We start from the raw sequence: 23052 nt of genomic DNA on the forward strand, positions 1-23052 counted from the left end.
ACTTTGCTGCAAGTGCAAAGTAATTATATTTCAAACCTGTCCATTCACTTGTTTGAAAGTTACGCGCCATGCTCGACGTTCATCGCACAGACAACCTTCCCCGCGGCACCATCTGCATCGAGGATATTGAAATCGGCATGAAGCGGCATCTGCGCAAACAGGTGACCGACCGCGACATCGAGTTGTTTGCTGAGGTCTCGACCGACCACAATCCGGTGCATCTGGACGATGACTACGCCCAAGACACCATCTTTGAAGGCCGCATCGCACACGGAATGCTGACCGCTGGCCTGATCTCTGCCGTGATTGGCGAGCAATTGCCCGGCCACGGCACGGTCTATCTGGGCCAGTCGCTGAAGTTTCTTGCCCCCGTGCGCCCCGGTGACATGGTCATGGCCGAGGTCGAAGTGACCGAGATCGACCACGCCAAACGTCGCGTGACTATGCACACCCGCTGCGAAGTGGATGGCAAAAACGTGCTGAAAGGCGAGGCCGTGGTTTTGGCCCCCTCGCGCAAGTTCGACTAGCCCTTGCACCCCTGCCCCACGGCGTTTACCCAAACGCCATGAGGATTATCCGAGACTACCAGTTTGTGCGACCAGAGGACCGTGGGGCGACCGCGGCCATTGGCAATTTCGACGGGGTTCATATTGGCCACCGCGCGGTAATCGACATTGCGCGCCAAGCGGTCCCCGACGCACCATTGGGTATCGTGACGTTCGAGCCGCATCCACGCGAGTTTTTCGCCAAGGACGCCCCGCCCTTCCGCCTGATGAACGCCGAGGCCAAAGCCAACCGCCTTGAAAAGCTGGGTGTCGAGCGACTGTACCAGTTGAACTTCAACACCACCTTGTCGAGCCTGACCGCCGAGGAATTCGCCAGTGACGTGATCGCCAAAGGCCTTGGCCTGAAACATGTCGTTGTCGGTGCCGATTTCTGCTTTGGCAAAGGGCGCGGGGGCAATGTGGAGATGCTCAAGGCATTTGGCGAGACATACGGGTTCGGCGTGACCATTGCCGAGTTGGTGACGCAGGACACAGCGCAGGTATCCTCGACCAATATCCGCACGGCGCTGTCCGAAGGCCGTCCCCGTGACGCCGCCGGAATGCTCAGCCATTGGCACCGCATCGAGGGCGAAGTGATCCAAGGCGACCAACGGGGCCGCGAACTGGGCTACCCCACTGCGAACATGTCGATTGACCGCCTGCATCCGCCAAAGTTTGGCGTCTACGCCGTGCTGGTGGACGTGCTGACAGGGCCGCACAAAGGAAACTATCACGGGGCCGCATCGATCGGGGTGCGCCCGATGTTCGGTGTAAACCGGCCCAATTGTGAAAGCTTCCTGTTCGACTTCAAAGGCGACCTCTATGGCGAGACGCTGTCGGTGGCCTTGGTCGAATACCTGCGCGGCGAAGAGAAGTTTGACAGCCTCGACTCGTTGATCACCCAAATGGATGCAGATTGCGACCGCGCGCGCGCCATTCTGGCCGCGCTATGAAAGACCCGATCGAGCGCGACGGGTTGCGCCACAAGTTCTGGGAAAAAGTCCCGTTGAAGAACATGGCCCCGAAGGAATGGGAGGCGCTGTGCGATGGGTGCGGGCGCTGCTGCCTGAACAAGCTTGAAGACGAAGACACGTTCGAGATTGCCTTCACCCGCGTCGCCTGCCGCCTGCTGGACGGCGACACCTGCCGCTGTGCGCAATATGACATCCGCAAACAATTCGTGCCCGACTGCGTGGTCCTGACTCCGAAGAATATCGACGAAATCGGCTACTGGATGCCTCCCACCTGCGCCTATCGGCTGCTCAACGAGGGCAAGGCATTGTACGACTGGCACCCGCTGATTTCGGGCACCGCCCAAACCGTCCATGATGCTGGTATTTCCGTGCAAGGCTGGACCGTGCCGGAATTCGAAGTGTCAGAGGACGAATGGGAAAACTACATAATCGAGGACCAATGACATGAACTTTGCCTCCGACAATGCAGGCCCGATGCACCCCAGCGTGCTGGACGCCATCGTGAAAGCCAACACCGGCTACGAGATGCCGTATGGCAACGACACAATCATGGCCCGCGTGCGCGACAATATCCGCGCCACATTCGAAGCGCCCGACGCCACCGTCTACCTCGTGGCCACAGGAACCGCTGCAAACGCGCTGGCCCTGGCCACCTACACCAACCCTTGGGACACGATCTTCGCCCACCGTGTGGCCCATGTCGAAGAGGACGAATGCGGCGCGCCGGAATTTTACGCAAATGGCGCGAAGCTGACTTTGGTAGAGGGCGCGGGGGCCAAGATGGACCCCGATGCGCTGCGCCAAGTGATTATCGGCACCGGCCAAAAAGATGTGCATAGCGTCCAGCGTGGCCCCGTGACCATCACCCAAGCCACCGAAGTTGGCACGCTCTACAGCTTGGAGGAAATCGCCAAGATCACCACCATCGCCAAAGAATACGGTCTCAAAACCCATCTTGACGGTGCGCGCTTTGCCAATGCCTGCGCAGCACTCGGCTGCACCGCCGCCGAGATGACATGGAGGGCGGGCATCGACATGGTGTCCTTCGGCGGCACCAAGAACGGCTGCGCAGGCGTCGAGGCTGTGATCTTCTTCGACCCCGAAAAGGCATGGGAATTCGAGTTGCGTCGCAAACGCGGCGCGCATCTGTTCTCCAAGCACCGCTATCTGTCGGCGCAGATGGAGGCCTATCTGAGCAACGACCTCTGGCTGGAACTTGGCGCAAAAGCCAACGCCAATTGCGCGCGGTTGGTTAAAGGGTTGGAAGCCATCAACGGGGCTGAAATCCCCGACGCGCCGGCTGCCAATATGGTCTTTGCTCTCCTGCCCCGCGCCGCACATCGCCGCGCAATCCAAGCTGGTGCGAAATACTACCTGTTCCCCGCTGACGCCCCGCTTGACGGCCCCGATGACGATCTGATCCGCTGCCGCTTCGTGTGCGACTGGTCGAAGCCCGACACAGAGATCGACCAGTTGCTCGCCCTGCTGCGCGGCTAGGTTGTAAGCGCCGTAATCTGCGCTGCCAGTTGCGGGCCATGGGTGACAGGGATCATGTGACCTGCATCCTCGAACACAACACTGGTGCAGTTTTCAATCTGCGCCTCCAGCCCTTGCACAATGCCCGGCATGACGGGTTCGGACTTTCCGCCGGAGACAATCAGAACCGGACAGGTCACATCCCGCAGCCGCGGCCAGATCCGTCCGGTATCCTCGATAAGGCTCGCCGCAGTGACACCGATAAGCGGCATCCGATCAGCAATCGCGGCGCGGGCGGGCGGCGGCATCATCGCCCAGCCGCCCTCAACACCCCAATCGTCAAGGAACAACTCTGCCGCGTGCAGCTGGTCCTTTTTTTCAATGGCCTGCATCACGGGGCCAGCGCGCTGAGCGTATTGGTCAAACAGAGCCGGATCCGCCTGCTTCGCCGCGTAGAAGAAGACAGGGTCCACAAGCGTCAGGCTGCGCATCAAGTCAGGCCGCTCCACAGCCAACCTTAACGCGACAGATGCGCCGAACGAGTGCCCCACCAGATGCAAAGGAGCGTCGCACAGGGACTGCGCCATCTCAAACGCCTGGCTTTGATAGTCCCCGCCATTCCACGCGACCGCACCACCATGCCCCGGCAGGTCCATTGTCCGGCACTTCAACTCAGGAAGATGCGCGGTCACCGACCGCCACACCCGCCCGTCGGCGAGCATGCCATGCAAAAACAGTGCGTCTGACACTTACAGCTTGCCCGACAGGTGCAGGTCCAGATCGTCGATCTTGTCTTGTCCCCAGAAGCGTTCATCCCCGTCGGTAATGTATGTCGGCGCGCCGAAGACGCCCGCCAACACGGCATCCTCCAGATTGCGGCCATATTGCTCCGCTCCGGCCAGCAAACCCTTGTCTGCCAGCGCAGGGTCGAAGCCAGATTTCTCCAGCACGTCGCGCACAACAGAATCCTCCGCGATGTCGCGATCCTCGGCCCAGCAGGCACGGGTGAACGCATGCACCAAAGCGCCGACATCACCGCCCGCAGCTTGAGCCGCAATAATCGCATAGGAGGACGGCGCAGGATTGACCGGCCAATATGCGGGTTTCAGATTGATTGGGAGTTCCAGCTTCTTGGCCGTGCGGCGCATTTCCTGAAGCCGCCATTCCTGGCGGTTGGGGTGACGCTGCGGGGGTGGCGTGCCGCCTGTGCGGGCAAACAGTGCCATGATGTCCAGCGGCTTGTAGGTGATCGTCGCGCCATGTTTCGCGACCACCTCCTCCAGACGCGTACCCGCCATGTAGGTGTAGGGAGACAGTGTCGCGAAATAATAGTCTATATGTGGCATATGGACGTCCTCTCGGGGTTAAACCTTTGCGCGAATCCTAGTCGGGTGTTACGGGGTGCGCAACGCGGTCCGGTTGGGGAACACAGGTCCGTGATAGCTGCCAAACGGGGACACTACATGCCAGTAAACACCGATCCTAAACTCATCGCGGGTAATTCGAACAAGCCGCTTGCCACATCCATTGCCAAGCGCATGTCGATGCATCGCGGTCAGGTCGTCAAACCTATTGATACAAGGGTCGAGCGGTTCAACGATGGCGAAATCTTCGTCGAGGTGTTCGAGAACGTCCGTGGCGAGGATATGTTTATCATCCAGTCCACCTCCAACCCGGCCAATGACAACCTGATGGAGCTGCTGATCATGACCGACGCGCTCCGTCGCTCTTCGGCGCAACGCATCACGGCCGTGATCCCCTATTTCGGCTATGCCCGTCAGGACCGCCGCACCAAGGCCCGCACCCCTATCTCCGCCAAACTCGTCGCCAACCTGATCGCCGAAGCCGGTGTGGAGCGGGTCTTGACCATGGACCTGCACGCCGCCCAAATCCAAGGCTTCTTCGATTTGCCGGTGGACAACCTCTACGCCTCCCCGATTTTCGCATTGGATATCCTGCACCACTTCAAGGACATGGACGACGTCATGGTCGTCTCACCTGATGTGGGCGGTGTGGCCCGCGCCCGAGAGCTGGCGCAACGCATCAAAGCCCCACTGTCGATCGTCGACAAGCGCCGCGAAAAGGCGGGCGAAATTGCAGAAATGACCGTCATCGGGAACGTCGAAGGCAAGCGCTGCATCATCGTCGATGACATCTGCGATACCGCTGGCACCTTGTGCAAGGCCGCCGAGGTCCTGATGGAGGCCGGTGCCACCGAGGTCCATAGCTACATCACCCATGGTGTCCTCTCCGGCCCCGCCGTCGAACGCATTACCAATTCGGTGATGAAAAGCCTGGTGATCACCGATAGCATCCAGCCCACCAAAGAGGTCAAAGCCTGCAAGAATATCCGCATCGTGCCAACGGCACCGATGTTTGCGCAAGCGATCCTGAACATCTCGGGCGGCATGTCCGTCTCGTCCCTGTTCGACAACGAAACGCTGGAGCCGATCTACGAAAGCCTTTATCCCAGCAGCTAACGCTGTCCCTATCATTGCTTCAAAAATACCTTGGGGGTTTGGGGGCAACGCCCCCATCAAAGCTTCAAGCGCCGAAGGCACAACTCGGGCAGCTTAGTACAGCTCCCAATCGTCCTCGTTGGGCAATGGCCCGACGACCATCCAGTTGGCGCGCACGCGCGCCACACGACTGTCACCCCATGTCCGGAACACCAGGTCAAATCCGGTCTCCGAGACGTTCTCTGCGGCGATATCCATCCGCTGGTTGGTCTTGGTATCGCTATCCCACATCGCAATCGACACCATCACATTGGGCACGGCCGCGTATCTTTCGGCAAATTCCACCTTAAACCGGTGCTCGCGAGGACCGGTTCCGGTCCACATCGGACCGTCATCGATGAAATCCGAAAACAAGACGCGGGAGCCTTGCGTGATTCCAACATTATTGCTGGTTAGTCGTTGCATAAATTACCCTTACGCGGTGGTGATACTCGTGAACTTCGGCGACACTATGGCAGTTCCCCTAATGTAAGCCCTGCCTATGGGTAACTTAAAAAAAAGCCCCGACCAAGCGGGGCTTTCTTTAAACGCGTTGCGCAATAGGCGCGTGACTACCGGAAACTAGCCCGAAATCTGGGTGCTTGCTGCAACCAGATCATCGGCATATTTCGCCGCCATATCCGTATTACTTGCATCACGCTGCAGGTTCGCCTCTTTGATGAGATCCTCCAACAGTTCAGGTGTGACATCCGCTTTGGCAAAAGCACGTTCCGCCAACACAGACGTGCCGGCAGCACCCACTTCGGCGAAACCGCCCGTCACCAGATACTCCTCGGTGCCGGACGCCGTCACAACCTTCAGCACGCCGGGGCGCAGGGTGGTGATCACCGGCGCGTGCAGCGCCATCGCGGTAAAGTCACCCTCGGCCCCGGGGATTTGCACCTCGGAGGCCTGCACGGAGGTCAGCCGCCGCTCGGGCGAGACCAGATCGAATTGCATCATCTCAGCCATGTGATGGCCTCCTTGAACTTAGGCTGCGTCAGCAGCCATTTTCTCGGCTTTGGCGATCACTTCGTCGATGCCGCCAACCATGTAGAAGGCACCTTCCGGAAGGTGATCGTATTCGCCAGCGACAACTGCCTTGAACGACGCGATCGTGTCTTCCAAAGGAACCTGCTTACCGTCGGACCCGGTGAACACTTTTGCCACGTCAAACGGTTGCGACAGGAAGCGCTCGATCTTACGGGCACGGGCCACAGCCAGTTTGTCGTCCTCTGACAATTCGTCCATGCCAAGGATGGCGATGATGTCTTGCAGGGACTTGTAGCGCTGCAGGATGCCTTGCACGCTACGAGCAACACCGTAGTGCTCCTCGCCAACAACGGCAGGGTCCATCAGGCGCGACGTGGAGTCGAGCGGGTCAACCGCAGGGTAGATGCCTTTTTCCGAGATCGCACGGTCAAGAACCGTTGTCGCGTCAAGGTGGGCAAAGGATGTTGCAGGTGCAGGGTCAGTAAGGTCATCCGCAGGAACATACACGGCTTGCACAGACGTAATGGAGCCCGCTTTCGTGGAGGCGATACGTTCCTGCATCGCGCCCATGTCGGTGGCCAGCGTTGGCTGGTAGCCCACAGCGGACGGGATACGACCCAGAAGCGCCGACACCTCGGAGCCCGCTTGTGTAAAGCGGAAGATGTTGTCCACGAAGAACAGAACGTCGGAGCCGGTGTCATCGCGGAACTGCTCTGCCAGGGACAGACCGGTCAAAGCGATCCGCATACGCGCACCTGGAGGCTCGTTCATCTGGCCGTAGACCAGCGCAATTTTCGACTCTTCGAGGTTGTCTGGAACGATAACGCCGGATTCGATCATCTCGTGGTAAAGGTCATTGCCTTCACGGGTCCGCTCGCCAACACCCGCGAACACGGACACACCGGAGTGCACCTTCGCGATGTTGTTGATCAGCTCCATGATCAGAACCGTTTTACCCACACCAGCACCGCCGAAGAGGCCAATTTTGCCGCCCTTCGTATAAGGGGCCAGCAGGTCGATAACCTTGATGCCTGTTACCAGAATTTCAGTCGCCGTGGACTGGTCTTCGAACGCAGGCGCGTCGCCATGGATCGGGCGGCGGTTGGTTGCTTTAACCGGGCCCTGCTCGTCCACCGGATCGCCGGTGACGTTCAGGATGCGACCCAGCGTACCCGGGCCCACCGGAACAGTGATCTGACCTTCGGTGTTGATCACTTCCTGACCGCGCACCAAACCTTCGGTGGCGTCCATAGCAATCGCACGAACGGTGTTTTCGCCAAGGTGCTGCGCAACTTCCAACACCAGCGTCTTGCCGTTGTTGTCTGTTGTCAGCGCGTTGAGGATCGCAGGCAGGTCATCGTCGAAATGGACGTCGACGACCGCGCCGATAACCTGTGTAATTTTGCCTTTAACATTGGCCATGTTGAGGTTCTCCGGGGTCTAGAGCGCTTCCGCGCCCGAAATGATTTCGATAAGCTCGTTGGTAATGACAGCCTGACGTGACCGGTTGTACTGGATGGTCAGTTTGTCGATCATATCGCCTGCGTTGCGGGTCGCGTTGTCCATTGCGGACATCCGTGCACCCTGCTCCGAGGCGCCATTTTCCAAAAGGGCCGAGAAGATTTGCGTGGCAACTGCGCGCGGCAGCAAGTCGGCCAATATGGCTTCCTCGCCGGGCTCGTAGTCATAGACCGTGCTTTGCTCGCCTACTTCAACGTGGCTGAAGTCGGCGGGAATGATCTGCTGCTCGGTCGGGGTCTGGCTGATGACGGACTGGAAGGTCGAGTAGAAGATCTTCGCCACGTCAAATTCGCCAGCATCAAAGCGTGTCAGCAAATCCTGAGCAATCGTCGCCGCGTTGTCATAGCCAAGCTTTTTAACTTCTGACAAGTCGACATGGCCAATGAAATGGGACCCAAGCTCGCGTTTCAGCGCCTCGCGACCTTTCTTGCCAACGGTGAGAATTTTCACAGTCTTGCCTTCAGCCAGCAGTTTGTTTGCAGCCACACGGGCCAGCTTGGCGATGTTGCCGTTAAAGCCACCGCACAAGCCGCGTTCTGCGGTCATGACAACCAACAGATGCGTTTGATTGGAGCCATTGCCGACCAGCAGCTTGGGGCCACTGTCGCCAGACACGCCACCGGCCAACTGCGCCATAACGGCGTTAAACCGTTCAGCGTAGGGGCGGCCAGCCTCCGCCGCTTCCTGCGCACGGCGCAGTTTCGCGGCGGCGACCATTTGCATCGCCTTCGTGATCTTGCGGGTCGATTTGACCGACGCGATCCGATTTTTTAGAACCTTGAGGTTTGGCATCTGCCTAAGCCCCCCTTATGCGAAGTCAGCTGCGAACGCGTCGATCTCGGCCTTAACGGCGGCCTCGGCATCACCCTTAATTTTCGGGTCATCCTTGGTGATCATGTCCAGAACCGCTTTGCCCTTGCCACGCAGGTGCGACAACAAACCAGCCTCGAAGCGACCAACGTCAGAGACGGCGATCTTGTCGAGGTAGCCTTTCGTGCCTGCATAGATCACGCAAACGATTTCAGCGTTGGTAAGCGGCGAGTACTGAGGCTGTTTCATCAGCTCGGTCAGGCGCGCACCACGGTTCAGCAACTGCTGGGTTGCGGCATCCAAGTCGGAGCCGAACTGAGCAAACGCTGCCATCTCGCGGTACTGAGCAAGCTCCAGCTTAACCGGACCAGCAACAGACTTCATCGAGTTTGTCTGGGCGGACGAGCCAACGCGAGACACCGAAAGACCAGTATTCACCGCAGGACGGATACCTTGGTAGAACAATTCGGTTTCGAGGAAGATCTGACCGTCGGTGATCGAAATCACGTTGGTCGGAATAAACGCGGACACGTCACCACCTTGGGTCTCAATGATCGGCAAAGCCGTCAGGGAGCCGGAACCATTGTCTTCGTTCAGCTTACAGGACCGCTCCAGCAGGCGGGAGTGAAGATAGAAAACGTCACCTGGATAAGCTTCACGTCCTGGTGGACGACGCAGCAGCAGCGACATCTGACGGTAAGACACGGCCTGTTTGGTCAAGTCATCATAGATGATCAGGGCGTGGCGGCCATTGTCGCGGAAGTGCTCGGCCATTGTCGTCGCGGCGTAGGGCGCCAAGAACTGCATAGGAGCAGGATCGGAAGCGGTCGCAGCAACAACGATCGAATATTCGATCGCGCCGGACTCTTCGAGCTTCTTAACCAGCTGCGCCACTGTGGAGCGCTTCTGACCGATAGCCACATAAACGCAATAGAGCTTCTTGCCCTCGTCGTCGCCTGCGGCGTCGTTGTAGGATTTCTGGTTCAGGATGGTATCCAGTGCGATGGCTGTTTTACCAATCTGACGGTCACCAATGATCAGCTCGCGCTGGCCACGGCCAACAGGGATCATCGCGTCCACAGACTTCAGGCCGGTGGCCATTGGCTCGTGAACCGATTTACGCGGGATGATGCCCGGAGCTTTTTGCTCGGCAACGGCGCGCTTTTTGGTTTTGATCGGACCCTTGCCGTCGATCGGGTTGCCCAGACCGTCAACAACGCGTCCCAGCAGCTCGTCACCAACCGGAACGTCCACGATGGAGTTCGTCCGTTTTACAACGTCGCCCTCTTTGATTTGGCTGTCGGACCCGAAGATAACAACACCGACGTTGTCGCTTTCGAGGTTCAAGGCCATGCCTTGAATGCCGCCGGGGAATTCGACCATTTCGCCAGCTTGGCAATTGTCGAGACCATAAACGCGGGCAATACCGTCACCGACGCTCAATACGCGACCGACTTCAGCAACTTCGATTTCTTTGCCGAAGTTCTTGATCTGGTCTTTCAGGATCGCAGAAATTTCTGCAGCTTGGATCGCCATTTTATCCGACCTCTTTCATGGAATTCTGGAGGGAAGCGAGTTTCGAGCGGATCGAGGTGTCGATCATCTTGGAACCCACTTTTACGACAAGACCGCCAATGAGACTTTCATCGACGGCCATATTGATTTTCACATCTTTGCCCACAGTCGCGGTCAGCGTCTTGGCAAGTTTGTCCTGTTGCGCCTTGGTCAGCGCCTTGGCGGCGGTGACATCAGCGGTAATTTCGCCCTTTTCGTCGGCGATCAGCCCGCGCAGCGCGGTGACCAACTGCGGCAGAACGAAGAGGCGGCGCTTGCCAGCCATCACGCTCAGCGTGTTGGCCATCGTTGGCGACAACTTCATTTTCTTGGCAATCGCCGCGACCGCATTCGCCTGCTGCTCTCGCGAGTAAAGCGGCGATGCGATCAAATCGCGGAAATCAGCACTTTCGGCCAATGCGGCATCCAGCGTGTCGACGTCGGTTTCCAACGCCTTCAGCTTCTTGCCTTCCTTGGCCAGTTCAAACACGGCGGTCGCATAGCGCCCGGCGATGCCTGTGGAGATCGAGACTGGTTCGGACACGTCCACCCTTCCGGTAACGGGGTCGGTGAACTTTAGCGAATGTCCAGACCGACCGTTGCAAGAAAGGCCGCGAACCTCGCAGCCTTCAAAATCAGTGGTGATCTAGCAAAGCGGGGTGCTTACCGCAACAGGGAAGGATAATATAATAGTGCATAAGTATGAGACCCGTTTCCCTTCTTTTATTGGGGTTCAACCAATTCCACCTCTGGGTGCGACCGATTGAAGCCGCAATAAGTGAGCACTTATGTCAAGTTTTTGGCTGATTCCGGCTTCGAGTCACCTTAACGCGCGTTCAGTTCGAACCGGCCAAATCGCGCCCCGCGACAGGATTCGCAGCGCCTTCTAATATTCGCAAAGGTGCCCTTACATCGACGGCCACCCCCCGCTTCTTCGGCGCATAAACTTGTTTGCTGGCTTCAACGATTAACACGCCACCGGCGTAATAGCTCGACATTTTACGCCCGTACCGCTCGAACGTGCTCGCCCATTTCAACCAGACCTTACGCTGGCTGGGAGGTGAAAACAGCGCCGCGCGATGGCTTTCAGGCGTGAAAGAATGGCGCTTCAGCTGCACTTCGAGTTGCGTCAGTGAATAGGGGCGCCCGAAGCCGAACGGCGTTGCATCCCGACTCGACCACAGTCCCGCACGGTTCGGCACCACAAAAACAGCCCGACCTCCGGGGCCAAGGACCCGGAAACACTCATCCAGCAAAGCGGTCGGATTCTCCGTGGTCTCCAGCCCGTGCAAAACCACCAGCTTATCGACCTGTCCGGTCTCCAGCGGCCAGAGCGCCTCTTCGCAGAGCACGGACATGTTATCCTGCCCCGCAGGCCAGTGCATAACCCCCTGAGGGCCGGGCATGAGGGCCACAACGCGGCGGGCTTCGCCAATGAACGGGCGCAGCAAAGGCACCGCGAAGCCGTAGCCCGCCACTGTTTGCCCCTTGGTATCGGGCCACAGCGCACACACCTGATCACGCACCGCGCGTTGCGCAACGCGGCCCAGCCCCGTGCGGTAGTAAAACTTCTTCAAATCCTGAACATCGAGATGCATAAACAGCCCCTAGCGCGTCTGAACCACTGTGCATTTCTTTTGAACACTTGCAAAGGTGCCAGCGCGTCTTACCTGAACTACAACAGCCGGAACGCGTATCCGGAGCAATCACCTCTTTCATTTCGGGCCGATCACGCTCATTGTGAAAAGAAAAGACTTGAAGATCGGCAATATAAACCGAACTGTAAGGTCTAAGAGGCAATGGTAGAGACCGGGTCCTCGGCCCGGAACCTGCCCTCGATAATAAAGGAGCATAGGGTGCCGTCATTCTCTGACACTCTCGAAAAGGCAATTCATTCCGCGCTGGCGCAAGCCAATTCGCATCGCCACGAGCTTGCCACGCTGGAACATTTGCTATTGGCCCTCATCGACGAGCCGGACGCCGCCAAGGTGATGATCGCTTGTGGGGTTGATCTGGATATCCTGCGGACAACCCTTGGTGAATTCATCGAGGACGAGCTGTCCACGCTGGTCACCGATGTTGAAGGGTCGGAAGCCGTGCCAACAGCCGCTTTCCAGCGCGTCATCCAACGCGCGGCCATTCATGTTCAATCCTCCGGTCGCACCGAAGTGACCGGTGCAAATGTGCTCGTCGCCATCTTTGCGGAACGCGAGAGCAACGCGGCCTTCTTCCTGCAAGAACAAGACATGACCCGTTATGATGCGGTGAATTTCATCGCGCATGGTGTCGCGAAAGACCCGACATTCGGCGAGGCCCGCCCGATTTCCGGCTCGTCCGACTTTGAAGACGACATTACGCCCGAAACCGCAGAGGTCGAAGGCGAAGGCAAGGAATCCGCGCTTTCCAAATATTGCGTGGATTTGAATGCCAAGGCTGTGAAAGGCGATGTCGACCCGCTGATCGGTCGATCCGAGGAAGTGGAGCGCTGCATCCAGGTGCTGTGCCGTCGCCGTAAGAACAACCCGCTTTTGGTGGGTGATCCGGGCGTTGGTAAAACCGCCATTGCCGAAGGCTTGGCCCATAAGATCGTGGCGGGTGAAACCCCGGACGTGCTAGCTGGCGCTACAATCTATTCGCTCGACATGGGCGCGTTGCTCGCAGGTACCCGCTACCGTGGTGACTTTGAAGAACGCCTGAAAGCCGTGATGACGGAGATGGAAGATCACCCCGACGCGGTGCTGTTCATCGACGAAATTCACACCGTTATCGGCGCGGGTGCGACCTCCGGCGGTGCTATGGATGCGTCTAACCTGCTGAAGCCCGCGCTTCAGGGTGGCAAGTTGCGGTGCATGGGTTCCACCACCTACAAAGAGTTCCGCCAGCACTTCGAGAAAGACCGTGCTTTGGCGCGTCGCTTCCAGAAGATCGACGTGAACGAGCCATCGGTGGATGACGCGATCAAAATCCTCAAAGGTTTGAAGCCTTATTTCGAGGAGCATCACGACATCAAATATACCACCGACGCGATCAAGTCGGCGGTGGAACTGTCTGCACGCTATATCCACGACCGCAAACTGCCGGACAAAGCCATCGACGTTATCGACGAGGCGGGTGCCGCGCAGCATCTGGTCGCTGAAAGCAAACGCCGCAAAACTATTGGGGCCAAGGAAATCGAGGCTGTCGTGGCCAAGATCGCCCGCATCCCACCGAAAAACGTGTCGAAAGACGACGCGGCAGTGCTGAAAGATCTGGAGAAAGCTCTGAAACGGGTGGTCTTCGGGCAGGATACGGCCATCGACGCGCTGTCCTCGGCAATCAAGCTGGCCCGTGCCGGCCTGCGCGAACCTGAAAAGCCCATCGGCAACTACCTGTTCGCAGGCCCGACCGGTGTAGGTAAAACCGAAGTCGCCAAACAATTGGCAAGCACTTTGGGTGTGGAACTTCTGCGTTTCGATATGTCGGAATACATGGAGAAGCACGCGGTATCGCGCCTGATCGGCGCCCCTCCAGGCTATGTGGGCTTTGACCAAGGCGGCATGCTGACCGACCAAGTGGACCAACATCCACATTGCGTGTTGCTTCTTGACGAGATGGAGAAGGCGCACCCCGACGTCTACAACATCCTGTTGCAGGTGATGGATAACGGCAAACTGACCGACCATAACGGCCGGACGGTGGATTTCCGCAATGTGATCCTCATCATGACGTCCAACGCAGGCGCTATGGAGATGTCCAAATCGGCCATCGGCTTTGGCCGTGACCGTCGCGAGGGCGAAGATACTGCCGCTGTTGAACGCACGTTCACGCCGGAATTCCGCAATCGCCTCGACGCCGTCATCAGCTTCGCGCCACTTGGCAAGAAGATCATCGCCCGCGTCGTCGAGAAGTTTGTGCTGCAACTCGAAGCGCAGCTGATGGACCGCAACGTGACCATCGAGCTGACCCCTGCTGCCGCAGAATGGCTTGGCGATAAAGGCTACGACGACAAGATGGGCGCACGTCCGCTGGGGCGCGTCATCCAAGAGCACATCAAGAAACCGCTGGCTGAAGAACTGCTGTTCGGCAAGCTGTTGAAAGGTGGTGTGGTCAAGGTCGGCGTCAAGAAAGGCGAGATCGACCTGACGATTCTGGAGCCGGAAGCCGCACGGATCACGTCCAAGAAAAAACCGCCGCTGCTCACTGCCGAGTAATGCGCGCCGCTTTTCTGGCCCTTACACTCACAGCTTTCGCGGCCCCCGTGGCCGCGAAAGACCCCCTCCTGTCGTTGCCCATTGATTGCGAACTGGGCAAAACCTGCTTCATCCAAAACTACGTCGATAGCGACCCGAGCCCTGCGGCCAGAGATCACACATGTGGCACGCTCACCTATGACGGGCATAAAGGCACGGATATCCGCGTCGCCACTCTGGCCGAAATGGAGGCGGGTATAACCGTCCTTGCAGCTGCCCCCGGCACAGTCCGTGCAATCCGTGACGGGATGCCGGACATCCCCTCCAACGCACCGGACGCCCCCGATCTTGATGGCAAGGATTGTGGCAACGGGCTGGTGATCAGCCACGGCGATGGCTGGGAAACGCAATACTGCCATATGCGCCGCGGATCAGTGACCGTCGAAAAAGGCCAACGTGTCGCGAAGGGCACCGCACTCGGGCTTGTTGGCCTCAGTGGAAGAACAGTGTTTCCACATATCCACCTGTCCCTGCGCCACAATGGCGAGGTGGTAGACCCCTTCGCCCCCGAAGCCAAAGGCACCTGCGGGCCGTCAGAGAACACACTTTGGCAAGATGGCATCGCCTACCAAGCCGGTGCGCTGCTCGATATCGGATTTTCCGAGGGCGTGCCGGACTTTGCCGATATCAAGGCGGGACTGCCCGACCCGGCAACGTTGAATGCGGATGCCGCTGGCCTTGTCCTTTGGGGCTACGCGTTTGGCACCCGCGAGGGTGACACGATGGAGTTCAACATCACAGGGCCAAACGGGTGGCGTCATGATCAAGTTGTGGAATTTACCAAATCCCAAGCACAAGTCTTCCGCGCGTCGGGGCGCAAACAGCCGCAAGGTGGCTGGCCCGCTGGCACATATGAAGGTGTGGTGACGTTCTCTCGTGCAGGCTCGCTGCTCAGCACGCAAAGCTTGTCTATTTCTCGGTAAGTTTCAGCTCGATCCGGCGGTTCTGCGCGCGCGCCTCAGGTGTGTCCGCCTCGTTTATCGGCTGGTATTCCCCGAAACCATTGGCCGCCAACCGCGCGGGTGGAATACCAAGATCGGCACTCATATAGCGCACCACCGAAAGCGCGCGGGCTTGGCTCAACTCCCAGTTATCCTTGAACTGCCCGAAGCCCGACAGCGGCACATTGTCGGTGTGCCCGTCGACGCGGATCACCCAGTCCAGCGTATCTGGAATGTCTCCGGCCACGCGCGACAGGATCGCCGCCACCTTGGCAACCTCGCCTTTGCCAGCCGGTGACAAGACTGCCTGCCCCGGCCGGAACAGCACTTCAGAGGAGAACACAAAGCGGTCGCCTTCGATGCGGATGCCGTCCTGATTGCCCAGCAGCGCCCGCAACTGGCCGAAAAATTCCGAGCGGTAATTTTTTAATTCTTTCGCCTCGGCCTCCAGACGCAACCGCTCCGCCTCCTCCAGTTTCGCACGTGCGCGCTGTTCAGACGCGACCAAGGCCAACGCGGAATTTAACTCCGACCCGAGATTTTGCACCTGAACATCCGCCGCTTCGCGCCGCGTGTCGGTTTCGTCCAAGATCGCCTGCAACGACCCCAGTTGGGAGCGCAGTGCGGCGACCTGTTGATTGAGGGCTTCGACCTTGCGCTGACTGTCCAGACTGATCGCCTTCTGGTCGGCCAGTTCATCGCGCGCTGCATCCAGCAACGCTGCGCGCTGCTCCGCCACGCTCAACGCTTCACCCGCGCCGGATTCCGCAGCGACCTTTGCGGCAAGCGCTGCCATCAACTGCTCGCGGAGGCTCTCTTGCGCCGTTTCCGCCGCTGCCAGATTGGCGCTGGTATCGGTCTTCGCCGCCAAGGCTGCGGCCAGCTTCTCTTCCAGCGTCAGCGCCGAAGTTCGACTGGACGACAACTCCTCTTGCAGCGCCTTCTCCGCCGCGCGTGCTGCGGCCAATAACGTCAGTGTGTCCTCGGCCTCCTTGCGTTGCGCTTCCAGCGCCAAGGTCATCGCGGTCAATTCGGCATCCGCATTTTTCAGACGGTCCCGCAACGCTTGTGCTGCGGCGGCATCCACAAGCTTCGCGGCTTCGGCTGCGTCCAGCGCGTCTGCCTGCTCGTTGGATTGCACCTCAAGATCGGCAACCAAGGCTTCCAGTGCTTCACGTCGTGCAGCCGCCAGTCGTGCAGCTTCTTCGCCTTCGCTGATCTCCTCGCGGGCTGCGGCCAAGGCAAGTTGCGCGGCCTCTTTCTCTGAAATTTCGCGCGCCAGTCCGGCTTCGATGTCCTCGATGCGCGCGCTCAATCCAGCGACCTGCGTTTGCGAGGCGTCCAGATCGCCGCTCAATGACGCGACTTGGTTTTGCAAACCCTCACGGTCTTTCAAAAGCCCCGCGACCTGTTCCTCGAAACTGGCGATGCGCCCTGCCTGCGTGTTATTTTGCGCCGACAGTGACGCAATTAACGCGGCTTGCTGTGCGGCCTGCGCATCCAGTTCGTCGATGTTTTGCTCAAGCCCGAAGCTGCGTTGCTGCTCCAGTCCGAGCGCTTCCGCCAGCGACGACACTTCACTGGTCAGCTGGTCGAGTTCGCTGTCTTGAGAGGTGATAGTTTCGCTGAGCATGAATTGCACGATCATGAAGATCGACAGCACGAACACCAAAACCAGCAAAAGTGCTGTCATGGCATCGACGAAGCCCGGCCAGATATTGGCCTCGAACCGTTTGCCGTTGCGTCGGGACAGCGCCATGCGGCTACTCCCCCTGCTCGCGGTCCGGTAGTCTGCGGGTGTTCGACGGTCGCCGCTCGCGGGTCAATGCGCGCACGGCCTGGGTGACTTGCGCCAAGTCGCCATGTAGCTGGGACATGCTTTCCTGCCGGCCCGACGACATCTCTTCGAGGATTTTCAGCAGCTGCACGTCAATCGACCGCAGGCGCATCCGGCTTTCAGGATCCACGCCGTCCTCGTTGGGTTCCGACAGTTTCGCCAGCAGACGCTCTTGCCCTTCGGCCACGCGGTTCAGCGCGTCCGTTGGATCAATGGTCAGGTCCAGACGTTCAGTCAGATGCCTGAGAGACGACGTTAGCCCGTCAAGCTTTTCAGCAGAGGCAGCGCGGCTCGCCTCTCCTTGCACGAACAATCCTTGTAGGCTGTCGATCTGCTCGACCATGTGGTCCAGAACCGTTGCCACGACACCTTGATCAAACCCGCCGCTGCCTTCGTTCTCACCAGCGGAAAATCCGACGCGGGTGATCGTCGACAACCATTCTTCCATTTCACGGTAAAAGCGGTTCTGCCCATGGCCCGCGAACAGTTCCAACAACCCGACGACCAATGACCCTGCAAGGCCCAGCAACGAAGACGCAAACGCTGTGCCCATGCCCGCGAGCTGGCCTTCCAGACCGGTCATTAACTGGCGAAACACCTTCGCGCCGCTTTCGCCCTCTGCGACGTTGAGCGAGCGAATGGTATCGACCACGCCGGGAATGGTCGTGGCAAGGCCGTAGAAAGTGCCGAGAAGACCAAGAAATATGAGAAGATTAACAATGTAGCGCGTAATGTCGCGCGCCTCGTCCATGCGTGACGCGACCGAATCCAGAATGGTGCGCGACGAGCCGGAGCTGATCTGCATCCGCGCCCCGCGAGACCGCAACAACCCTGCCAACCCTGCCAGCAAGCGCGGCGCGCGAAATTCATCGTGATCCGCGCGGTTTTGCGCGAAGCTGACAATCCATGACACCGAGGAGGTCAGTTGCAGCACCTGCCAAAAGCACGCCAGAACGCCGACCACAAACACCGTGAAGATCACGCCGTTCAGATACGGGTTGGATGCAAACACCTGCGATACCGCCGGATAGATCAAATACCCGCCAGCCACCACTAGGCCAAGAATGATCAACATGACGATAATCTGCCGCACGGGCTGGGTGAAATGCGGCGTGCGTTCCCGCTCGGCTGGGGTGTCCATCAGATTGGGGCCTCTATCATGCTCGGTCTTCTTTTTATATCGCGCATGATACGGGCGGAAGGGCGCATTTCAAAGGGGAAACTAGCCCGCCAGCTGCCGCACCCGCGCCACCAGCCATTCCATATCGACGTCATCAATTCCGAAGGCATCCAGCTGCTGCGCCGTATTGTAGAGGTATTCCGTATTCGGCCCGCGCCCACCGACCGCCTTGGCGATCACTTGCGCCTGACGCTCCAACTCCAGCCCGCCACAATACTGGATGTGGTCGCGCTCGATCACATAGCATAGGCCCGGAACCTTGCGCCCGTCGCGTAACTCTAGGTCATGCACCTGCTCGACATAGGCCGCGGAAATCAGTTCCCGCTCGCGCAGATAGTCCAGCACGCGGTCGCGCTCCGCATCGGCCACGCGCATCGCCACGCCTTCGCAAGCCGCATCCGCTTCGTCCAACGCCAGTACAAGCCCGGGTTCCTCCTCCGAGCCGCGGTGATGAATGGACCACATACAAAACGACCGATGGAATCCATTGAGCCGCGCCAGCACCTGCTCGGCAGGCTCGAAGCCCGGGTTCCACATCAGCGAGCCGTAGCCAAAGACCCATAGGGGTGTGTTAGTCATCATCTGGTCCTTCCATCTTCCGCCCTGTAAACAGCATCACGGGTTTCGGGAAAAGGACATTCCACATGCGCAAGCTTTTGATCATTGTACTGGTGGCCGCGACCGCATGGGGTGCCTATTGGGTGGTCGGTGCCACAACATCGCAAAAGGCGACCGAGGGTTGGCTGGACGCGCGCCGCGCGGAGGGCTGGCAGGTGGAGTATTCCGACCTGAAAGTACGCGGCTTCCCCAACCGCTTCGACACGACGATCACCGACATTCAGCTTACGGACCCCGAGACCGGCCTCAGCTGGTCCGCGCCGTTCTTTCAGCTTTTTTCACTTAGCTACCAACCTAACCATTTGATCGCAGCATGGCCCAACACACAAGTTTTTGCCACGCCATTTCAGAAAATTGACATTAAAACCAGCAAGATGACTGCATCCCTTAAAGTTCTGCCCACCAGCACGCTGGAACTCGACACCGCGACGGTCGTGATAGAAGGCGCCGCGCTTACGTCCTCGGCGGGCTGGAATTCCGGGGCCGACAAGGTCAATGCCGCGATCCGTCGGACCACCGGCAAAGAGATGACCTATGATGTTGCTGCCCAAGCTGACACCGTGATCCCCGGCGACGCCTTGCGCGACCTGCTGGATGCGGGTGGCACCTTGCCCGACGTGATCGAGGGCTTGACCTTCGATACCGAAATTGGCTTTGCCCGCCCGCTCGACATTCGGGTGATTGAAGACAACCGGCCAGACATCACCACGCTCAACATCAAAGACGCGCGCGGCACATGGGGCGAGCTACAACTGCGCGCCAAAGGCGATTTGGACGTCGATGCCGAGGGCTACGCGAACGGGGAGCTGGCGCTGAACGCCCGCAACTGGCGTGAAATGCTGGCATTGGCCGTCCGTGCAGGGGCTGTCCCTGCCGAGGCTGCATCGGCGGCAGAATTGGGTTTGGGGTTTCTGGCACGGCTTTCCGGCTCCGAAACCTCGCTCGACGCGCCGCTTACATTCGCGGGTAGTCGCGTCTTCCTCGGGCCGATTCCCATTGGCACGGCCCCAACGCTAAACCTGCGTTAACGGCAATAGGTGCCGGAGCGATACCGCGCGGTGTCAAAGTGGAAGTGATCTTGATGAAAGCGGTTCGCGTTCGGGCCAAGCACCGTACCAAACGGCCCGCAGGCCGCTTTGTGCATTTTCTTGAGCGCAGGCCCGTTCTTCGCGCTACGCCAGCCTTTTAGCACCGTCATCGACGAGCCGTCTTTCAAATTGATCGCGGCAATGTCCACTGCACGTCCGCGTCCGTGCTCCGAGACCTTCGCGCCCTTCTGGTTGTTGCGGGTCCGGCAGGCGTAATGCGCGACGACCTTCAAGGACTTAACTCCGCCACCACGGCGACCAACTGCGGGTTTAACGCCCCTTTCGACCCAAGTGTTCAATGCCTTGGCCGTATTACAATCGATCTTTGCGTGCTGCGTCAGCGCAACGCCGGACACTTCGGTAACCTTCACCCCATTATCCAGCCCGCATCCACGCAGCTTTGCGGGAATACGGCTGATCTTTTCGCCCCGAATATTCGGGTTACCGCAGACCGAGCCTTGCAGACCTTTCGCCACGCGCTTGGAGGTCTTTGCGTTCATGTTTGATTTGCTAGCTTTGGGCTTCTTCTTGAACGCCTGCTTCAACTGCTGGCCAAAAGTGTTCGCCCTTGCTTTGCCGCTTGATCCTTTCGTGATCACTCTGCCCCGCATTTCAGGCCGCAGCGATCGTCTTGGGGCAAGTTGCGATCGGGAGACCTCCACAATGACCGCACGGCTGGGTGCAGTAACCAACGGCTCTCGCGGAAGGGGGCGCAGAGAGCTTCCGGTATTTGCCTGCGCAGCGCCCGCGAGCAAAAGGAATGCAACCGCCAGCCGCATCATTTGGCGTTCCGCCCGAAGTTCGGCACGTCGGTATCCTGCCCCGCTTCGATAATGCCCCGCCGGATGGCGCGGGTGCGCGTAAAGTAGTCGTGCAAATGCTCCCCGTCGCCGGTGCGAATGGCGCGTTGCAACGCGAACAACTCCTCTGTGAAGCGGCCTAGAATTTCCAGCGTCGCGTCCTTGTTTGCCAGAAATACGTCCCGCCACATGGTCGGGTCTGACGCCGCGATCCGCGTGAAGTCGCGGAAACCGGCGGCGGAGTATTGGACCACCTCGCTGTCGGTGACACGGCCCAAATCATCCGCCACGCCGACCATCGTGTAAGCGATCAAGTGCGGCGTGTGCGAAGTCACGGCCAGCACCAGATCATGGTGCGGCGCGTCCATCTCGTCCACGTTCGAGCCCATCTGCCGCCACAACTCCTTGTAGCGTTCCAGCACCTCCGGATCTGTACCGTCCAACGGGGTCAGCAGGCACCAGCGGTTGTCGAACAGTTCCGCAAAGCCGGAGCGTGGGCCCGACTGCTCTGTCCCTGCCAACGGGTGCGCGGGGATGAAATGCACGCCGTCGGGCAGATGCGGGGCAACCGCCTCGATCACTGCGCCCTTGGTGGAGCCGACATCCGACACCAACGCGCCCTGTTTTAGATGCGGGGCAATCTCGGCGGCAACAGCTCCCATGGCACCAACCGGCACGCACAGGATCACCAAATCGGCCCCGTCGACGGCCTCGGCCACGCTGTCCACAACGCGGTCGCACAACCCGATTTCACGCGCCACATCGCGGGTCTGGGCAGAGCGTGCGTAGCCCACCACCTCCCCGGCCAAACCGGCGCGTTTCATAGCGTGAAACAGCGACCCCGCAATCAACCCCAACCCGATCAGGGCCACACGGTCATAGAGTTGTGCCATTCAGAGCACCTCCTTGATGGCCGCGACAACCCGCTTGCACGCGGCTTCCGTCCCGACGGTAATGCGCAGGCAATTCGGCAAGCCGTAGCCCGCCACCAATCGCACGATCAGCCCTTTGGTTTTCAAGTGGGCGTCCACGGCCTCGGCCTTCGCTTGATCCTCGAACCGCGCCAGCACAAAATTTGCCTCCGACAGGTCCACGGCAATGCCCATCGCGTCCAGCTGTGCCGTCATCCAGTCGCGCATCCGCGCGTTCTCGGTGCGGCACCAATCAGTGTATCCCACGTCGCGCATCGCCATCTCCGCGGCTTTCAACGCAGGCACGCTCAGGTTGAACGGCCCGCGCACGCGGTTCAGCGTGTCGATGATCTCTTGCGGGCCATAGCCATAGCCGATGCGCAACCCGCCCAACCCGTAAATTTTCGAGAATGTCCGCGTCATGAACACGTTGTCCCGCGCGTCGATCACCGCCTTGCCTGCGTCAAAGCCATCCACGAATTCCGCGTAAGCTCCGTCCAGCACCAGCAGGCAGCCCTTCGGCAGACCGTCCGCCAATCGCGCGACCTCAGCCTCGTCGATCATCGTGCCGGTCGGGTTGTTCGGGTTTGCAATGAAAACCAGCTTTGTATTCTCGGTTACAGCCGCCAGCAATTTATCAACATCCGTGCGCCGCTCGGTTTCCGGCGCGACCACGGGCGTGGCCCCCGCCGCCAGTGCGGAAATACGGTACATGGAGAAACCGTGTTCGGTATAGAGGACTTCATCTCCCGGCCCTGCATAGGCGTAGCACAGGAACGAGATGATCTCGTCCGAGCCCACGCCGCAGGTGATCCGCGCAGGGTCCATTCCCTGCACCTCGCCGATCGCTTCGCGCAGTTCAGCGTGGTCGGTGGACGGGTACAAATGCAGCTCGCCCGCCGCTTGCCGGAACGCATCCAAAGCGCGCTTCGAAGGCCCGTGGGGATTCTCGTTCGATGACAGCTTCACAACCTCAGTGACGCCCTCGATTTTCGAGGCCCCCGACTGGTAAAGCTTGATATCCATGATCCCCGGCTGCGGCGTGATCGTCATGTCGGTTGTCCCCAAAGTTCCGCC

General features: G+C 59.3%; 23 protein-coding genes. 8 read left to right on the forward strand and 15 right to left on the reverse strand.

Features of this window, described 5'->3' with window-relative positions; translation table 11 throughout:
- Positions 1-68 precede the first annotated feature (68 nt).
- The 4 genes from BDE40_RS09840 to BDE40_RS09855 are packed head-to-tail and all read left to right on the forward strand — an operon-like array spanning position 69 to position 3016.
- The gene (locus BDE40_RS09840; RefSeq protein WP_073142572.1) at positions 69-527 is read left to right on the forward strand and encodes a MaoC family dehydratase; all 459 of its coding nucleotides are present in this window, start codon (positions 69-71) and stop codon (positions 525-527) included.
- A gap of 38 nt (positions 528-565) precedes the next feature.
- Positions 566-1498, forward strand: a complete 933-nt coding sequence (locus tag BDE40_RS09845) for a bifunctional riboflavin kinase/FAD synthetase (RefSeq protein WP_134014392.1) — start codon at positions 566-568, stop codon at positions 1496-1498.
- Complete coding sequence (locus BDE40_RS09850) at positions 1495-1962, forward strand: YcgN family cysteine cluster protein (RefSeq protein ID WP_134014393.1); 468 nt, start codon at positions 1495-1497, stop codon at positions 1960-1962. Before BDE40_RS09845 ends, BDE40_RS09850 begins: the two co-directional genes overlap by 4 nt.
- Before the next feature lies 1 nt (position 1963).
- Positions 1964-3016: a threonine aldolase family protein gene (locus tag BDE40_RS09855; protein WP_134014394.1), complete on the forward strand. Its 1053-nt coding sequence runs from the start codon at positions 1964-1966 to the stop codon at positions 3014-3016.
- On the opposite strand, the gene BDE40_RS09860 is transcribed toward BDE40_RS09855, so the two are convergent.
- Together BDE40_RS09860 and BDE40_RS09865 are read right to left on the reverse strand one after the other, a co-directional pair.
- The gene (locus tag BDE40_RS09860) at positions 3013-3744 is read right to left on the reverse strand and encodes an alpha/beta fold hydrolase (protein WP_134014395.1); all 732 of its coding nucleotides are present in this window, start codon (positions 3742-3744) and stop codon (positions 3013-3015) included. The genes BDE40_RS09855 and BDE40_RS09860 overlap by 4 nt on opposite strands.
- On the reverse strand, positions 3745-4341 hold the full coding sequence (locus tag BDE40_RS09865; protein ID WP_134014396.1) for a 2-hydroxychromene-2-carboxylate isomerase: 597 nt from the start codon (positions 4339-4341) through the stop codon (positions 3745-3747).
- A gap of 117 nt (positions 4342-4458) precedes the next feature.
- Between BDE40_RS09865 and BDE40_RS09870 the strand changes: the two genes are divergently transcribed.
- Positions 4459-5475 (forward strand): ribose-phosphate pyrophosphokinase, encoded by a 1017-nt coding sequence (locus BDE40_RS09870; RefSeq protein ID WP_134014397.1) that lies wholly within the window; start codon positions 4459-4461, stop codon positions 5473-5475.
- Positions 5476-5568: 93 nt separating this feature from the next.
- Here BDE40_RS09870 and BDE40_RS09875 read toward each other — a convergent pair whose 3' ends face one another.
- The 7 genes from BDE40_RS09875 to BDE40_RS09905 all read right to left on the reverse strand — a co-directional run bounded on the left by BDE40_RS09875 (position 5569) and on the right by BDE40_RS09905 (position 11969).
- Entirely contained in the window at positions 5569-5919 is a 351-nt protein-coding gene (locus BDE40_RS09875) for an H-type lectin domain-containing protein (protein WP_134014398.1), read from the reverse strand.
- A 156-nt stretch (positions 5920-6075) separates the two neighbouring features.
- A complete protein-coding gene (locus BDE40_RS09880) occupies positions 6076-6465 on the reverse strand; it encodes a F0F1 ATP synthase subunit epsilon (RefSeq protein WP_134014399.1) in 390 nt (129 codons plus the stop codon).
- Between the two features lie 18 nt (positions 6466-6483).
- Positions 6484-7908 (reverse strand): F0F1 ATP synthase subunit beta, encoded by a 1425-nt coding sequence (gene atpD / locus BDE40_RS09885; RefSeq protein WP_134014400.1) that lies wholly within the window; start codon positions 7906-7908, stop codon positions 6484-6486.
- A gap of 18 nt (positions 7909-7926) precedes the next feature.
- Positions 7927-8799 (reverse strand): F0F1 ATP synthase subunit gamma, encoded by an 873-nt coding sequence (locus tag BDE40_RS09890; RefSeq protein ID WP_121021998.1) that lies wholly within the window; start codon positions 8797-8799, stop codon positions 7927-7929.
- Positions 8800-8814: 15 nt separating this feature from the next.
- Positions 8815-10353, reverse strand: coding sequence for a F0F1 ATP synthase subunit alpha (atpA, locus tag BDE40_RS09895; RefSeq protein WP_134014401.1), 1539 nt, complete (start codon positions 10351-10353; stop codon positions 8815-8817).
- Between the two features lies 1 nt (position 10354).
- Positions 10355-10915, reverse strand: a complete 561-nt coding sequence (locus BDE40_RS09900) for a F0F1 ATP synthase subunit delta (RefSeq protein WP_073142547.1) — start codon at positions 10913-10915, stop codon at positions 10355-10357.
- Positions 10916-11207: 292 nt separating this feature from the next.
- Positions 11208-11969, reverse strand: coding sequence for a class I SAM-dependent methyltransferase (locus BDE40_RS09905; RefSeq protein WP_134014402.1), 762 nt, complete (start codon positions 11967-11969; stop codon positions 11208-11210).
- A gap of 258 nt (positions 11970-12227) precedes the next feature.
- Between BDE40_RS09905 and clpA the strand changes: the two genes are divergently transcribed.
- Both clpA and BDE40_RS09915 read left to right on the forward strand, forming a co-directional pair.
- On the forward strand, positions 12228-14561 hold the full coding sequence (clpA, locus tag BDE40_RS09910; protein WP_134014403.1) for an ATP-dependent Clp protease ATP-binding subunit ClpA: 2334 nt from the start codon (positions 12228-12230) through the stop codon (positions 14559-14561).
- Positions 14561-15523, forward strand: coding sequence for a M23 family metallopeptidase (locus BDE40_RS09915; RefSeq protein ID WP_134014404.1), 963 nt, complete (start codon positions 14561-14563; stop codon positions 15521-15523). Before clpA ends, BDE40_RS09915 begins: the two co-directional genes overlap by 1 nt.
- Here BDE40_RS09915 and BDE40_RS09920 read toward each other — a convergent pair.
- The 3 genes from BDE40_RS09920 to BDE40_RS09930 all read right to left on the reverse strand — a co-directional run bounded on the left by BDE40_RS09920 (position 15510) and on the right by BDE40_RS09930 (position 19137).
- Positions 15510-17300: a peptidoglycan -binding protein gene (locus tag BDE40_RS09920; RefSeq protein ID WP_134014405.1), complete on the reverse strand. Its 1791-nt coding sequence runs from the start codon at positions 17298-17300 to the stop codon at positions 15510-15512. The genes BDE40_RS09915 and BDE40_RS09920 overlap by 14 nt on opposite strands.
- A 4-nt stretch (positions 17301-17304) precedes the next feature.
- Positions 17305-18519, reverse strand: a complete 1215-nt coding sequence (locus tag BDE40_RS09925) for a biopolymer transporter ExbB (protein ID WP_134014406.1) — start codon at positions 18517-18519, stop codon at positions 17305-17307.
- Between the two features lie 81 nt (positions 18520-18600).
- Positions 18601-19137, reverse strand: a complete 537-nt coding sequence (locus tag BDE40_RS09930; RefSeq protein ID WP_134014407.1) for a gamma-glutamylcyclotransferase — start codon at positions 19135-19137, stop codon at positions 18601-18603.
- Between the two features lie 65 nt (positions 19138-19202).
- On the opposite strand from BDE40_RS09930, the gene BDE40_RS09935 reads away from it, so the two are divergent.
- Positions 19203-20204: a DUF2125 domain-containing protein gene (locus BDE40_RS09935; protein WP_134014408.1), complete on the forward strand. Its 1002-nt coding sequence runs from the start codon at positions 19203-19205 to the stop codon at positions 20202-20204.
- On the opposite strand, the gene BDE40_RS09940 is transcribed toward BDE40_RS09935, so the two are convergent.
- The 3 genes from BDE40_RS09940 to hisC all read right to left on the reverse strand — a co-directional run bounded on the left by BDE40_RS09940 (position 20201) and on the right by hisC (position 23028).
- Positions 20201-20764, reverse strand: a complete 564-nt coding sequence (locus tag BDE40_RS09940; protein WP_246030409.1) for an extensin-like domain-containing protein — start codon at positions 20762-20764, stop codon at positions 20201-20203. The two genes, BDE40_RS09935 and BDE40_RS09940, sit on opposite strands and share 4 nt — an antisense overlap.
- A gap of 278 nt (positions 20765-21042) precedes the next feature.
- The gene (locus tag BDE40_RS09945) at positions 21043-21957 is read right to left on the reverse strand and encodes a prephenate/arogenate dehydrogenase family protein (protein WP_134014410.1); all 915 of its coding nucleotides are present in this window, start codon (positions 21955-21957) and stop codon (positions 21043-21045) included.
- Positions 21958-23028, reverse strand: a complete 1071-nt coding sequence (hisC, locus tag BDE40_RS09950) for a histidinol-phosphate transaminase (RefSeq protein ID WP_134014411.1) — start codon at positions 23026-23028, stop codon at positions 21958-21960.
- Between the last annotated feature and the right edge of the window lie 24 nt (positions 23029-23052).

The organism is Litoreibacter halocynthiae, from assembly GCF_004365635.1.
In the GTDB taxonomy this organism is placed as follows: Bacteria; Pseudomonadota; Alphaproteobacteria; order Rhodobacterales; family Rhodobacteraceae; genus Litoreibacter; species Litoreibacter halocynthiae.